At 54.8% G+C, this 14,135-nt stretch carries 12 protein-coding genes; 7 read left to right on the top strand and 5 right to left on the bottom strand.

Annotated features, from left to right (window positions below):
* Positions 1-5: 5 nt before the first annotated feature.
* From J7395_RS06630 to J7395_RS06620, 3 genes are all read right to left on the bottom strand, one after another.
* Positions 6-1,274, bottom strand: coding sequence for a TRAP transporter large permease (locus J7395_RS06630; protein ID WP_062960166.1), 1,269 nt, complete (start codon positions 1,272-1,274; stop codon positions 6-8).
* Positions 1,271-1,753: a TRAP transporter small permease gene (locus J7395_RS06625; protein WP_209220935.1), complete on the bottom strand. Its 483-nt coding sequence runs from the start codon at positions 1,751-1,753 to the stop codon at positions 1,271-1,273. Before J7395_RS06625 ends, J7395_RS06630 begins: the two co-directional genes overlap by 4 nt.
* A 131-nt stretch (positions 1,754-1,884) precedes the next feature.
* Positions 1,885-2,910 carry a DctP family TRAP transporter solute-binding subunit gene (locus J7395_RS06620; protein ID WP_062949630.1) on the bottom strand — a complete coding sequence of 342 codons (1,026 nt, stop codon included), beginning with the start codon at positions 2,908-2,910 and terminating at the stop codon, positions 1,885-1,887.
* 402 nt (positions 2,911-3,312) lie between these two features.
* Between J7395_RS06620 and J7395_RS06615 the strand changes: the two genes are divergently transcribed.
* The 4 genes from J7395_RS06615 (at position 3,313) to J7395_RS06600 (ending at position 7,607) form a co-directional block, all read left to right on the top strand.
* A complete protein-coding gene (locus J7395_RS06615) occupies positions 3,313-4,047 on the top strand; it encodes a Crp/Fnr family transcriptional regulator (RefSeq protein WP_062950486.1) in 735 nt (244 codons plus the stop codon).
* Positions 4,031-5,407, top strand: coding sequence for an adenylate/guanylate cyclase domain-containing protein (locus J7395_RS06610; RefSeq protein ID WP_209220934.1), 1,377 nt, complete (start codon positions 4,031-4,033; stop codon positions 5,405-5,407). Before J7395_RS06615 ends, J7395_RS06610 begins: the two co-directional genes overlap by 17 nt.
* 98 nt (positions 5,408-5,505) lie before the next feature.
* Complete coding sequence (locus J7395_RS06605) at positions 5,506-5,994, top strand: flagellar assembly protein FliW (RefSeq protein WP_062949636.1); 489 nt, start codon at positions 5,506-5,508, stop codon at positions 5,992-5,994.
* 137 nt (positions 5,995-6,131) lie between these two features.
* The gene (locus tag J7395_RS06600; RefSeq protein WP_209220933.1) at positions 6,132-7,607 is read left to right on the top strand and encodes a DUF4139 domain-containing protein; all 1,476 of its coding nucleotides are present in this window, start codon (positions 6,132-6,134) and stop codon (positions 7,605-7,607) included.
* Positions 7,608-7,624: 17 nt separating this feature from the next.
* On the opposite strand, the gene J7395_RS06595 is transcribed toward J7395_RS06600, so the two are convergent.
* Positions 7,625-8,236 (bottom strand): hypothetical protein, encoded by a 612-nt coding sequence (locus J7395_RS06595; RefSeq protein WP_062949640.1) that lies wholly within the window; start codon positions 8,234-8,236, stop codon positions 7,625-7,627.
* Positions 8,237-8,418: 182 nt separating this feature from the next.
* On the opposite strand from J7395_RS06595, the gene J7395_RS06590 reads away from it, so the two are divergent.
* Positions 8,419-8,994, top strand: a complete 576-nt coding sequence (locus tag J7395_RS06590) for a hypothetical protein (protein WP_062949642.1) — start codon at positions 8,419-8,421, stop codon at positions 8,992-8,994.
* A 44-nt stretch (positions 8,995-9,038) separates the two neighbouring features.
* Positions 9,039-9,995, top strand: coding sequence for a D-glycerate dehydrogenase (locus J7395_RS06585; RefSeq protein WP_209220932.1), 957 nt, complete (start codon positions 9,039-9,041; stop codon positions 9,993-9,995).
* 51 nt (positions 9,996-10,046) lie between these two features.
* Here J7395_RS06585 and J7395_RS06580 read toward each other — a convergent pair whose 3' ends face one another.
* Positions 10,047-12,557 carry a PAS domain-containing sensor histidine kinase gene (locus tag J7395_RS06580; RefSeq protein ID WP_209220931.1) on the bottom strand — a complete coding sequence of 837 codons (2,511 nt, stop codon included), beginning with the start codon at positions 12,555-12,557 and terminating at the stop codon, positions 10,047-10,049.
* Between the two features lie 275 nt (positions 12,558-12,832).
* On the opposite strand from J7395_RS06580, the gene J7395_RS06575 reads away from it, so the two are divergent.
* Entirely contained in the window at positions 12,833-14,080 is a 1,248-nt protein-coding gene (locus tag J7395_RS06575; RefSeq protein WP_062949644.1) for an HD domain-containing protein, read from the top strand.
* Positions 14,081-14,135 lie beyond the last annotated feature (55 nt).

Raw genomic sequence — 14,135 nt, 5'->3', positions numbered from 1 at the left:
AAATCCTAAAATCCGAACAGGTTGGGCATGAAGGTGACGAGCTGCGGCACGAAGGTGATCAGGATCAGAACCGCCAGTTCCACGAGGAACAGCGGCATGATTGATTTGATCATCCGGGCCATACCGACATTGGCGATGGCATCCGCAACAAACAGGCAAAGCCCCATCGGCGGTGTGATCAGACCGATCATCAGGTTAAAGATCACGACGATGCCGAAATGGGTCGGATCAATACCAAGGCTGATCGCTATCGGATGGAGGATCGGCACCAGAACCAGCATTGCAGCAATGCCTTCAAGCACCAGCCCGACTGCAAGCAACATGATGTTAATCAGGATCAGGAACATCGCCGGGCTGTCGACATAGCCAAGAACAAAGGAACTGACAGCCTGCGGAATGCCCGCAAAGGTCATGAACCAGTTTGCCGCGGCAACCGATCCCATAATGATCAGGATGCTTGAAGAATCGCGCATCGAATTGGCGAAAATGCCCGGCAGTTCCGATGCTTTGAGTTCACGGAAAACGAACAGCCCGACAACCAGCGCATAAAACACGGCAAAGCTTGCAGCTTCGGTCGGGGTGACAATACCTGCCAGGATTGAGCCAATCACAAAGACCGGCATGAAAATCGGGATCAGGCCATCCCAAAGCGCACGCAGTTTTTCGCGCACATTCATCCGGTCACGCGGCGTGGCATAGTTGCCCGCAAATATGCGGACATAAACCGACAGCGCAATCGCAATAAGAATGCCCGGAACGATCCCGGCCAGAAACAGCGCAGGAACGGAAACATTGCTGGTAATCAACGCATAGATGATCACGGGGATACTGGGCGGAATGATCGGACCGATTACCGAGGATGCCGCTGTCAGCGATGCCGCAAAATCACGCGGATAACCTTCCTTTTCCATTGAGGGAATAAAAATACGCCCCAACGCGGATGTATCGGCCACCGCCGACCCCGAGAGGCCTGCAAAAATCACGGACGACCATATATTGACCTGTGCCAGACCGGCTTTCGCATGCCCCACCAACGCGTTGGCAAGATTGATAACCCGGTTGGTGATCCCGCTGGCGTTCATCAGTTCACCGGCAAGAACAAACAGCGGAATTGCCAAAATAGTAAAGCTGTCAAGCCCGGCAAAAATACGCTGGGGCAGCAAATCAATGCCAAATGTTGCACCACTGATGTAAATCGCAATCGCCAGCGCGATGGCAAAGGCCACCGGTGCACCAATCGCAAGCAGTGCCAAAAGGCCAAAACCTGTGATCATGCTTCATACTCCGGGCGATTCTTATTCATAAGGCGGGCCAGTCGAAACAGGGCTGCCAGAACCAGGCAAGCGCCCCCAACTGTCATGGCGATTTGAGCCCAATACATCGGGATGCCAAGACCGGACGCCATAATGCCACCGCGCTTTCCCGCAAAAATCAGCCCGGCATAGGCAAGTATTCCCCCAAGAACAAGAGTGGACACGTCAACGATAACGGTCAGCCGCGCACGCATTTTCTTGGATAAAAGATCGGTCACAAGCGTAAAGTTGATTTGCCTGTCCTGCAGATAGGCATAGGCGATGCCAAACATGCAGCCATAAATCATGGCATATTTGGCAACTTCCTCGCTCCATTGCAGCGGAGCAGAGAAGGCATACCGGCTGACACTACCGGCAAAAACAACGCCGAAAACGACGAGGATACTGATCCCCGAAAATCCGGCAAGCAGATGGCGAAATGCTGTCTCTGCTCGATGCATGGTTACCCCCAGGGTGATCGCGGGAAAATCGGCTGCCCGGTGGGCAAGACGTTATTCAGAGAAAAAGGACAGGCCGGGGGCAAAGGAGGGAAAACCACGAGACGGTGTCCCACCCGGCCTGCCAAAGCCAGTTACATCGAGGTTTCAGCGTCGCTGACGGCTGTTTTTAGCTTGTCGATCCACTGCGCATCGATTTCGCCCGAAAGCCATTCAATTACAGCGGGTTGAGCAGCATCACGGAAAGCTGCAAGCTGTTCGGCGGTCGGTGTGGTCACTTCCATTCCCGCCTCAGCCAGTTTGGCAACACCTTCGGCAGAATTGAACTGCTGAATGGCACGACCAACGTTGGCGGCAATTCCGGCAGCTCGACGCAGCAACGCCTGATCACCATCAGACAGACCGCTATAGATATCTTCGTTGATCAGAATGAAATCCGTGCCATAGACGTGACGGTCCAGTGTCAGATATTTCTGCATCTCGTAGAATTTGTTGGCATAGATCACGCTGATCGGATTTTCCTGCCCGTCAACCGTGCCAGTGGTCAGGGCCGTCGGGACTTCAGGCCAGGGAATCGGGGTCGGATCACCGCCCAGTGCCTTGACCATTTCCACATAAAGCGGAACGGTCATCACACGGATTTTAAGCCCATCCATATCTTTCGGCTCGGCAACGGCACGTTTGGAGTTGGTAAAGTTGCGGAAGCCTGTCTCGCCATAAGCCAGCGTGCGGAGCCCGGTTTTTTCAAGGCAGTGTGCGGCCAGTTCCTTGCCAAAGTCTCCATCCAGAACTTTCCACGCCACATTGGCATTCGGGAACATGTAGGGCACATCAAGGACGGCAGCCTCAGGGCAAACCTGGGAAAAGGGACCAGATACCATCGACATTGCCAATGTACCGTCCTGGGTATTCTGGATCAGATCGGTTTCACCGCCGAGCGAACCGGCAGGAAACAGCTCGACCGCGATGCGGCCTGCGGATTCAGCTTCAACAATGTTTTTGAAGACCTGCGTGGCTGCCCCTTTTTTCGAGGTCGTCCATTCCGCCGGATCAACATGGGCAAAATTCAAAGTGATGTCCGCAGCCTGTGCCGGTGCGGCGAAAGAAGCAGCTGCGAGCGAAACAGCACCCAGCAGTGCACTTTTGGAGACGAATTTCATTTTTTCCTCCCGAATGAAAACAATCCCGGCGGCCCGATATTATTCATGATCTTCTGCATCGGACCCTTACGGAATAGGGAGACTTTAAAAAATATAGGAGATTTTGTCAAACATTCTAGAATCAGTATAAAGTAGAGTATGTTGACGCCAGAACTCCCGAAACCGGAACCACACCAAGACCTGGACCCCTGAACGCTTTTGTACATTTCGATATCGGGACCAACAATCCGATCTTCCATGGCAAAAGCATGATCAAATCACCCTAATTCACAGCCATCCCCCTGCCTTCGCAATGGAATTTGCTGTAAAACACTTGCGATGCAGCCGGTATTTCATGCTACTTTGGCCTAGCAACGCATCGATTCGATGATCGAAACGACGCCCTTTTCAAAAGTGAATTCAGTGAACAGCGTTACCGGTACCGCAACACCCCAACTGGCCAAAATTGCCTCACGCATTCTTGCAGGCAGTTTCCTGTTCGAGGACCTTGATCCCGAACTGCTCGCCCAACTTTCAAACCAGGCAAGCGTTCGGCGGATGGATGATGGGGAGTTGCTGTTTGAAAAGGGTTCTCCGGCAGACGGACTGTATGCTGTCGAAGCCGGCAAAATCCGCATTTCAACCGTTTCAGATACCGGCAAGGAAATTGTTCTGAACGTACTGGCACCCGGCGCTGTATTTGGCGAAATCGCCCTTCTGGATGGCGAGCCCCGCACCGCAACCGCGCGTGCCGTTGGTCCGACACGGCTTCTGTTCATTTCACGCGACGATTTTTTTGAAATCTTTGATCGCGAAGCACCGTTGCGCCGCCATATCACGGCACTTCTGTGTCGGCGGTTGCGCTGGGTCAGCGACCTTCTGGAAGATGCCAATTTCCTTGATCTGACCGGGCGACTGGTCAAACGTCTTTTATGGCTGGCCGAACGTCACGGCGGTCCCGACCCGGAGGGAATCCGCATCGCGCTTCCGCTTTCGCAACAGGAACTTGGCCTTATGCTGGGTGTCACGCGCGAAGCGGTAAACAAAAAGCTGCGTGACCTTGAAAAACGCGATCTGATCACGCGCCGGGATGGCCGTCTGGTTATCCGTGACAGGGACGGCCTGAAAAACCTTCTCGCCGATGCAATCAAAAGCTGATCCTTCCCCCAGTTCCCTGTTTGACCGGCTGGTCGCCCGCGAAGAGCAGCGTGGCCTGATACTTGTTGCGTTTCTGCGCATCTGCATGCTCGCCTTTATCCTGCTGCTGTTTTCCAAACCGGATTCCCCGACTGGCGAGCTCTATTCTCTTCTGGAAGTTCTGGGCTGGTTCATCCCCGGGGTTCTGATCCAGCTTTTTGTAGCTTTTAGGGGCAGAAACTGGCGCTGGCTTCTTTATGTTCTGGCCATCGTTGATGCCGTCCTGATCGTTTATGTATCGGTGGTTCCCGATCCTCTGAGCCCGCTAACCGATCATCCGGCATGGATGTACAGCTTTGTCGTTCGTGATCGCGGCGTGGTGTTTTCCATGATCATGATGGCCTTGGTGATCATGACCTTTTCGCCGCGCCTGATCATCTGGTTCGGCTTCTGGCTGTTCATTGCCTGGAGCACCAGCATCGTTTGGTTGATGACACGCCCGGGCGTCATCATTTCGCAGCATTTCGGGGATGACTGGGCGCCAACCCAGGATGAAATCATTACCACCTATAACTTGCCCGAATTCATCGATATTTCTGCTTTGGCAGAGCAGGTTGTGATTGTTGTTGTCTTTACGCTGGCCTGTGCGGTGATGGTTTCGCGGTTAAGGGTTCTGATCAATCAGTTTGCGGCCGCCGAACGTGCGCATGGCAATCTGGCCCGCTATTTCCCTGCTGCCCTTGCTGATCAACTGGCAGATCGTGACGAGCCGATCCGGATCGGCGCAAGGCGCGAATGCGTTATCCTGTTTGCCGACATTATCGGTTTTTCCGGTTATGCGGAAAAACGCGATCCGCAGGATGTCATGCGATTGCTAAACCAGTTTCACCAGATCATGACGACGCAAATCGGGGCTTATGGCGGTATTGTTGAAAAATATATCGGCGATGCGGTCATGGCGAGTTTTGGCGCGTTTGACGATATGGATTGCCCGGCTGCAAATGCATTATCCGCGGCCCAATCAATGGTTTGCCATGTCCGCGACTGGCAAAACAGTGATCTGACGGACAGCACCACACCACTTCAGATCGGTATCGGCCTTAACTTCGGCCCGGCCGTTGTGGGCGATATAGGCGAAGGCGAAGCCGTCACACCGGCAGTCATCGGTGCCAGTGTCAATCTGGCCGCCCGTCTTGAACGCGCGACCAGAACGCTTGATACCGACATCATCATCAGCGACAGTTTTGCGCGAAAACTCCGGTCAGAAACATCTTCGGCAGGATCCGCCCTGCTGCGAAGCTTCGCAAAACAGGATGCCATCCGGGTAAAAGGTTTCAGTCAACCGGTCACGGTTCATTTTCAATCCCGATCAGCCACTTGAAGAATTCGACCGTCGGGATATGCCAACCCCTTGAATTCTGGTGAAACCGGTCCAAAATGCCATTTACTCGTAAAAGCATCAGAATAAGGGAGGACGGTATGGCGGATTCCGCAACACCGCAGTCACCAGAAGCGGGCAGCGTACCGACTTCTGTTACAATCCGCACATTGTTCGGAGACAAGGAATTCTTGTGGGATAAGGCCATTTATTTCCCGACAGGAATCAAGGGTTTTCCTGATCACAACGTCTTTGCCCTCGCCAATTTTCCGGGCGAAAGCAACAATACCTTTATCCTGATGCAAAGCCTGACAGAGCCGGAACTGGCCTTTATCGTTGCCCCCTACAATATGGAAAGCAACAGCATCAAGCCCGAACACCTAGCTCAGGCCTTTACCATCCATGGCATCAAAAAAGACGAAGGTGCGGTTTTGCTGATTGTGACCCTGCACAAACCCGATGACGGTGGCGAGACCAGCATGTCCGTTAACTTGCGGGCACCAATCATCATCGATACATCCCGTCAGGCCGCCTACCAGCATCTGCTACCCGATACGAGTTATTCCTACCACCAGACACTGGGCGGATAACTTTTCGCCAGCCGATCAGGGAAGGACCTTTTGCGGTAATGGTCCTTCCGAAACCTTCATACGTCCTTGATCCTGCCACTTTTTCGCGTAAAGCTCGCTCAAGAACAATACGCAACAAGCGACACAAGGGATTCGAGATGTCATCAGAATTGCGCAACCGTTTTGCCATGGCCACGCTTCTTAGCGCGGCCCTTTTTGTTGGCCCGGTCATAGAACCGGCATCTGCACAGTCCGGTGACGAAAAAACCGAAGAAACCATCACGCTTTCTGGTGAAAACCGCAGCAAGATGCAGTTGACCGTTTACCCCGGCAACCTTGGCATGATTGCCGAGCAACGAAACGGGACGATTCCCAAGGGGGTAAAAACGCTCCGGATCGAAGACCTGCCGCAAACCATCATGGACGACACGTTCCTGATGGGCGCGCAGAAAGATGCCAACCTTGTCTGGCATTCGCTGCGCAATACCGCGAACGGTCCGGCAACCATGTATCGTCTGCTGCAGGATCAGGTCGGCAAAACCATTACCATCCGGCGCAAGGATGACGAACTGGTCGAAGGTACGTTGCTATCGATTGACGGCGGCGCACTGGTTCGCACCCTTGATGGTATTGAACAGGTCCCTGTTGAGCAGATCATTATTTCCGACCTGCCCGGTAACTTCGCCACCAGTCCGGCAATCGAAGCCACCATCGGCTCGGATGCGGCACTTGATCACATCTCGCTTGCCTATCTTCTGGGTGGCGTTTCCTGGCAGACCGCTTATGTCGGACAATATGACAGTGCCCAGAATGTCCTTAACCTGTCGGCAATGGCACGTGTCACCAACCAGACCGGCGCCGCGATCAACGATGCCCAACTGCGTCTGGTTGCCGGGGATCCCAACCGGGTAACGCACACACCAATGGCGAAGGCGGCACGCGGTGAAATGATGATGTCAGCCATGGCCGATAGCGCGCCGGGCGGGAGTGCACCGGATCGTGAAACCATGGAAAACCTGCATGTTTACGGCCCGTTTGATGGGCTTTCAATGCGCAATGGCGATGTTGTCATGATGCCGCTGATCGCATCCCAGGCCCTGCCCGCGACCCGCAAGGTGATTTTTAACGGCAGCGCCAATCTTTACTATGCTGGTCAAAGCGACGTGTCTGAATTTAGCCGCCCGGACCTTGAAATCGAGATCGAGAATGATGGCGGGCCGGACGAAAAAAGCCCGTGGCCCGCTGGCACGGTACGTGTATTTGGCCAATCTGAAAGTGGCGTGACCGGCTTCCTTGGCGAAGACAATCTGTCTTTGACCCCGGTCGGGCGCAAGGCAACCATTCGCCTTGGTCAGGCCAGCAACATTTCAGGGACCCGTAAAGTCACGGCATTTGACCGCAAGGCACGACCGAACATGCCCGATGAAATCACGGCAAATATGGAATGGTCGATCACCAATGGTGGCAAACGTACCGAAACCGTCACGATCCGTGAAAATGTCCCGGCCGACTGGGTTGTGACCGGCGAAGATCACAAACATACCAAACCGCAGCCAGACCTGATCGTCTGGACGATAGAGGTTCCTGCCGGTAAGGAAGTCAATCTGAGCTGGTCAGTGAAAAGCACCCGCTAAGTGTCACGTCGGAAGCATTATCCGGTCTGATTGCTGTCGTAAAAGGCTTTCGCCAGCGGCAGCAACAGAACCGGATCGGGATTTTCGTCGGTTCTGCTGCAAAGCTCGGTATAAAGACAGATCAGTTTCGCCAGCAGGATAAATGCCTGCTGGTTTTTCTTTCCGGCGAATATCGCAAGATTGCCAAGCGCCTCGGCGCAGGTTTCCCGTGCGATCCCGAACCGCCCGGCACCCCGCAATGCCAGAACAAGTGCGCCCTGCGAATAACCAAGATCAAGGCGGGCGGCTTCGCTTTGGCCCGATGGCATATTCGCCAACCGGTCACGACGCAGTTCCACAGCCTGTCGGGCGGCATCAACCGCATCCGCCCATTGCTGTCCATCAATTTCAAGCGCCGCCCGATTGTTCAGGCTATGGGCCAGCCCGGCACGCGCGGCATCCGGTGCCGTTTGCAGATGAGCGGCAAACAGATGATCTGCCTCGTCAAATAGGGAAAGGGCCATCATCCGTTCGGATTTGTCGAGTGCGGTTGCCATTTCAAGATAAAGGCGCGCCAACGTTAACGAGCCGGGCTCCGTCGTCTGCAGGAATGACAAACGCGGCAAATATCCGGCAAGTTTGTCCGACATGTCTGTTTCCTGCTTTTGCCTGAATTCCGGGATCAAAGTGCGCCGGTTAACAGACGGACACGCACCCGTCTTGTGAAGCAGGGTCAAACGGGGATAAGCTGCAAACCGGCCAAGTGGCCATGCCCCGGCTCCGAACTTTCGCCCCCTTATCTGGTCCATTTTGTTTGAAACGACTGCCACCCATGACCATGTCGACTGAAACCCTGCGCGCTCTTTACGGAACCTGGCGCATTGCACGTGGCGATGCCAAAGGCCTTGCCTTCTTTGACTATTCCATCGAGGCGTTCTGGCGCTCTTTCCTTGCCGCCTTTATCGTTTTTCCGGCCTTTGCACTTTTGCGCTGGCATGATCTCGACACGGTTCCTGATGAATTCCCGGTCGGGCGTTACATGCTGGTGGAAACCATTGCCTATGTCATGAAATGGTTCGCCTTTCCGCTGCTGATGCTGCATGTCGCACCGATGATCGACCGGTCGAACCGTTACATCGCATTCATCACCGTTTATAACTGGTCAAGCGTGTTGCAAATGGGGGTCTATTTGCTGGCGCTGTTTCTGGGCGCAATCTTCCCGATGCTCGGTGCAGGCGGCTTTGTGCTTGTCGCGGTTATCGCAATGCTGATTTACGGGGTTTATATCGCAAAGCTGACCCTTGTGGTTCCAACGATGACGGCAAGCGCGATTGTGGCGGCAGACTTCCTGCTGTCATTGACCATCACGACAATCGGCATTCGGCTCGCCCTTGGCCAGCTATTCTGACACAATCGGCAAATAAGCCAGAAAATTCAGGGAGAAAGATCAGAATGAAACCGGTACTTGCCATCACCAGACGTCTGCCGGACGCCGTCGAAAAACGTGCACGCGAAAGTTATGATCTGCGCATGCAGGACGGTGATGACCCGTTGTCGCGCGACCAGATACTTGATCTGTGCAAGGACGCGAACGCCGCGCTGGTTTCGGTCGGCGATCCGATTGATGCCGCCTTCTTTGCAGCCCTGCCCCAAAAGGTCGGCATCGTTGCCACCTTTTCCGTTGGCACCGACCATATCGATCTGGCTGCGGCCAAGGCCAACGGCTTCGTGATCGGTAATACGCCCGGGGTTCTGACCGATGCAACAGCCGATATTGCGTGGCTTCTTATTCTGGGTGCTGCGCGCCGTGCAAGCGAGGGCGAGGCCGAGGTCCGCAATGCCACGTGGTCAAGCTGGCGCCCGACGCATATGATGGGCACGCAGGTTACCGGCAAGAAACTGGGCATTATCGGCATGGGCCGGATCGGACAGGCGGTTGCCAAGCGTGCACGCGGTTTTGATATGGAAGTCCATTATTTCAACCGCCGACAGCTCCCCGAAGATCAGGAGTTTGGCGCAACCTATCACCCATCCATTGATGAGCTGCTCCCCCATTGCGATTTCCTGTCGCTGCATTGCCCGTCGACACCGGAAACACGCGGTATGGTCAATCGCGATTTTATCGCCAGGCTGCCAGACGGGGCGATCATTGTGAATACGGCACGCGGCGATGTCGTCAATGACAAGGACCTCATCGCGGCACTCAAATCGGGCAAACTGACCGCCGCCGGGCTTGATGTTTTTGCCGGGGAACCGAATATCGAACCGGCCTATCGCGGTCTGCCCAATACGTTCCTGTTGCCCCATCTGGGGTCGGCAACTGTGGAAACACGCAACGCCATGGGGTTCAGAGCCCTTGATAACATTGATGCCTTCATTGCCGGCAAGGAAGTGCCGTTCAGGGTTTGATGACTGTTGGTATATCCAGAATGCAAAAGGCGCCCGGTGGGGCGCCTTTTTTCATTCCAGATCGCTTTCCTCACCCGCGGGCAGGATACAGGAAATTTCATGACCATCCCGGCTGACCTTGACCCGGCCACCATGGATTTCGACCACCGCACGAACCATCGCCATGCCGAGCGCCCGGCGTGCAGATGGCGATTCGCCCTCGCGCAATCCTTCAAACAGCATCGGTTGCGGTGCTTCGTCCGACAGTGAAATGCTGATATCGATATCCTCGCCCCGACGACGGGCAACCACGGAAACCTCGCTGCCCTCGGGCGCGGTACGAAGCACGTTGGTCACCAGAATGAACAATGCCTGTTTAAGGCGGCGTTCATCGGCAATCATCCAGCCGATATTGCGCGAACAGTAAAGGCGTAGTGAAACGTTAAGTTCCGCCAGACGCGCCCGCGTCAGCGCCTCGAGCGAGCGCAACAATCGCCTAGGGTCGACCGTATCAAGTTCAAGCGCGACCTGCCCTGATCCCAGCGTTGCCAGATCGCGCATGTCATCCACCAGTGCCAGCATGCTTTGGGCCTCGGCGCGGATGGTTTCAACCGACTGCGCGACATTGCCCTGCAGATGGGGGATAAGGCGGTCTGCCTCGCCATTGATATGGTCAAGCGGCCGGGTTAGTTCGCGCGATACGGTCGAAATGAAGTCGGACTTCATCTGATCGGCGGTCCGCAGGGCTTCGTTGCGTTCACGCAGCGCCCGTTCGACCCGAATCGTGTCGGTCACATCGATATAGGACATCATCACCGCCCCGTCAGGTAGCGGCACGATGGCAAAATCGATGATGCTGTTATCGGCACGTTCGATACGACCGCTCATGGGTTCATGATTGGTGATACGCGCAACCATCCGGCTTTTGAATTTGTCCCAGTCTTCGCGATCATGCCAGTATTCGCGCGCTTCTTCGACCACTTCGCTGATATGGGGCGCACCCGAAAGGAAGCTGTCTTCAAGCCCCCAGACATCAGCAAAGCCATGATTATAAAGCCGCAGCCTTCCATCGCCGCTGATCACGCCTACCGCTTCATGCAGGTTTTCAAGCGTTTCGCGCTGAACTGCGATCAACGTGTTGTAACTGCTTTCGAGGACCAGCTTGTCGGTCACATCCTCGTAGGCGAACATCAGCCCGCCAAACGGGTGAGGCGAAATAAAGCGCCGCAACGTCATGCCGTTTGGCAGATGCATCAGGTCTTCTTCGGGTTTGAGAAGATCGGTAAAGCGCTGGTTTTCGATATTGCGGAACTGCGTAAAGTCGGTGACTTCCGGCAATTTTCGTTCATCGCGCATCCGACGTAGAACATCGTCAAGCGACGGCTCTGCCCAAAGCCAGTCCTCGTCCATATCCCAAAGCTTGGTGAAAGCGGTGTTAAAGAAAATAAGCCGCTTGTCGCCGCCGTAAATCGCAATCGCAGTCCCAAGGTTTTCCAGAACTTCGGCATGGGCACGAATATGGCGAGAGAGGTCTGATTGCAGTTCCTCGATTGCGGTGCAATCAATCGCGAAGCCAATCAGACCATCAAGGTCTTCGGGCGTTTGCGACGGACATTCGGTAATCCGCAGAAGCTTGCGGTCGCCCTTAATCACAATGTGATAATCGCGTGTCATGGTTTCGCTGTTGCGCAATGCCGATGCTGCAAGCGATTTGCCGTGATCGGGGATCACGCCCGTGCCAAGCTCCGCCTGTTTGGCAAGCGCATCACTGACTGTCGGAAGCTCCACCGCCGCCGCATAGGCCGCATTGCAATCAATCAGACGTAAATCGCCATCGCGCCGCCACACCGGGAAAGGCAGACTGTCGATCAAAAGCCGTAGCCCGCTAACCTCGTGCTTAAGGGCTGTAAAATCGCCAAACTGACTTTCACGTTCGCGGGTATGGCGGGTTTCATCGCGGAACCACAACGCATGGGCCAGAACCGGCGAATTGCGGTCCTTGCGGGCCATTGCCCCGGTAACGTGGAACTTGCGTTCATCAACCGCAGTCACCCAAAGTTCAAACCGTTCGTGGGTGGATTTCAGGTTTCGGACACGCTCCTTGAGCGTCTTGGCGTCATCATCACGCAACTGGTCAAGCACATCGGGAAAACGCCCGTCCTTGCCAAGCTGGAACGCACGTTTAAGTGACGGGCTGGCACCCTCGGCAAAACCGGCCTGGCTCCAGTAATAAACCGGGTCAGGCCCGGCAAAGAACAGATGGGTAAATTGTTCGGTTGAATCCGCAAGTTCGGATTCGTGGTCTTCCGCCTCTTCAAGATGGCGGCGCATGCGCAACGATAATCGCCATCCGATTCCCCCCGCGATTGCCGCCCCGCCAATCGCCGCCAGGCCGACGACAAGCCAGTCCCGGTCACTCAGATCCGCGAGACCGCCAAATATCGATGTGCCAGCAGGTTGCGCCGCCGCATCGGGTACGGCATCAGCAGCATTGCCAACACGAAACTTTTCCTGTGCATGCAGGTCGGCTGCGATGAAAAGCGACGTCAGGCCATAGCATCCCCACTGCCACAGTCTGGACAAACCAAACCTTTTTGATTCCCCTTTGCGGGAACCAATTGGTTCTTTCCCCCGTCGATGATCGGATGCAGGCCGTGTCACGTGTTGTTAACCGTTTGTGTTTATGAGCTATTATTATGGTGAAAACGTCTGGCTTTTACCACTGTTTCACGACGTTTTCCCAATACCCGGTCGAACGCCCGTGATCGCAGGAAAAACCGCGATGACATATACCCCAAATCGGGCTATGTCTGCGCTATTGTCGAAACAACAGCTATAACGATCTCGTCATTTCAAAAATGAGTCCCAAACCGCAGCTAGACCTTTTTGCGCCGCGCGTGGCAGCCAGACCGGCCGCGCCCCAAAAGGAGTCTGTCGCAGCCAAACCGACGGGACCGGAAATCCGCGATCTGTTCGACACCAACTTCAGTGCCGATGACATCGCCGAATGGGAACTGCTGTTTCGCGACGCCCCGCAATATAACTATCATTTCAAACGTTCACAGATCGCATCGGCCTTTGATCGTCCGCTGCATAAAAAGCTGATCGCGTCACACGCGTTTGAACGGCTGCGCGAAATTTCGTTCCTTGGTGCCATTGATTACCTGTTTCATCCCAACGGACGCCCGGCCAATATCCGCCATTCCCGATACGACCACACCATTGGTGTCGCCCTGCTGTCGCAGCAATATTGCCGCCTGATGGGCCTTTCGGAAGCCGACCGCGACCTTCTGGGGGCTGCGGCCCTTTTGCACGATATCGGCCATGGCCCGTTTTCCCATACGCTGGAACCGGAATTTGCCCGGCGGTTCAACCTGAACCATCACCAGTTGACCGAAAAGATCATCACCGGCGAAGTTCAGCTTGATCTTTCGGTCAATCATTTACTGGTGAAACACGGTGTTGATCCGGACGAGGTCATTGCCCTTCTGTCGAAAAAATCGACCCACCCCCATGCCAGCCTGCTGTCGGGTCCGGTCAATATCGACACACTCGAAGGCATCAGCCGCACCAAAACCTATGTCCATCCCAATTATGTGCATTGCCATCCGCGCCTGTTGCTTGAGGCGGCGGTAAAGCTTGATGAAGACGCCCTGAAACGACTTGATAAGTTCTGGCAGCTTAAAGAAGACATCTATCGCAATTTCATTTTCGGCCCGATGTGCTTTGCCACCGATCATCTGTGCCGCGAATTTGTTGTGAAAAATGCGCCGGATTTTGCCGCCAACGATTTTCTTCTGACCGAAAAGGCCTTCCTGCAACGCCATCCGGCTTTCAAGAAGTTCCTGTTCAGCCTGAAAAACCGGATCGAACTTGACGGTGTTGCCGAGGTCGTCGACCCTGAAATCAGTGCTGCTGCCGCAATTCTGGACCACAATGCGACCCAGGTCCCCAAACGCGAGTTTCACATCAACACAGATGCCGAAGTCAAAAGCTTTGCCGATCTCGGCAAACGCTATTACGAGGAAAAGAACTCATTCCTGCGACGTGTCGGCAATCTGACAGACCCGGCACAACAGGCTGCTGCAGCAAGCCTGTTTGACTGATTTGCATGCCATCCGGTCCGGAAATTGACCGGGCGAAAATTGCTGCATCGGGCAA

It is taken from the genome of Thalassospira sp. A3_1 (assembly GCF_017744215.1).
Lineage (GTDB): Bacteria > Pseudomonadota > Alphaproteobacteria > Rhodospirillales > Thalassospiraceae > Thalassospira > Thalassospira lucentensis_A.
Note: the sequence above shows the minus strand (reverse complement) of the source record. Positions and strands in the feature narration are given on the sequence as shown.

Excerpts from the sequence above, each read along its gene's own strand:
- J7395_RS06630 (WP_062960166.1), bottom strand. The coding sequence starts at position 1,274 with ATGATCACAGGTTTTGGCCTTTTGGCACTGCTTGCGATTGGTGCACCG.
- J7395_RS06625 (WP_209220935.1), bottom strand. The coding sequence starts at position 1,753 with ATGCATCGAGCAGAGACAGCATTTCGCCATCTGCTTGCCGGATTTTCG.
- J7395_RS06620 (WP_062949630.1), bottom strand. The coding sequence starts at position 2,910 with ATGAAATTCGTCTCCAAAAGTGCACTGCTGGGTGCTGTTTCGCTCGCA.
- J7395_RS06610 (WP_209220934.1), top strand. The coding sequence starts at position 4,031 with ATGCAATCAAAAGCTGATCCTTCCCCCAGTTCCCTGTTTGACCGGCTG.
- J7395_RS06605 (WP_062949636.1), top strand. The coding sequence starts at position 5,506 with ATGGCGGATTCCGCAACACCGCAGTCACCAGAAGCGGGCAGCGTACCG.
- J7395_RS06600 (WP_209220933.1), top strand. The coding sequence starts at position 6,132 with ATGTCATCAGAATTGCGCAACCGTTTTGCCATGGCCACGCTTCTTAGC.
- J7395_RS06595 (WP_062949640.1), bottom strand. The coding sequence starts at position 8,236 with ATGTCGGACAAACTTGCCGGATATTTGCCGCGTTTGTCATTCCTGCAG.
- J7395_RS06590 (WP_062949642.1), top strand. The coding sequence starts at position 8,419 with ATGACCATGTCGACTGAAACCCTGCGCGCTCTTTACGGAACCTGGCGC.
- J7395_RS06585 (WP_209220932.1), top strand. The coding sequence starts at position 9,039 with ATGAAACCGGTACTTGCCATCACCAGACGTCTGCCGGACGCCGTCGAA.
- J7395_RS06575 (WP_062949644.1), top strand. The coding sequence starts at position 12,833 with ATGAGTCCCAAACCGCAGCTAGACCTTTTTGCGCCGCGCGTGGCAGCC.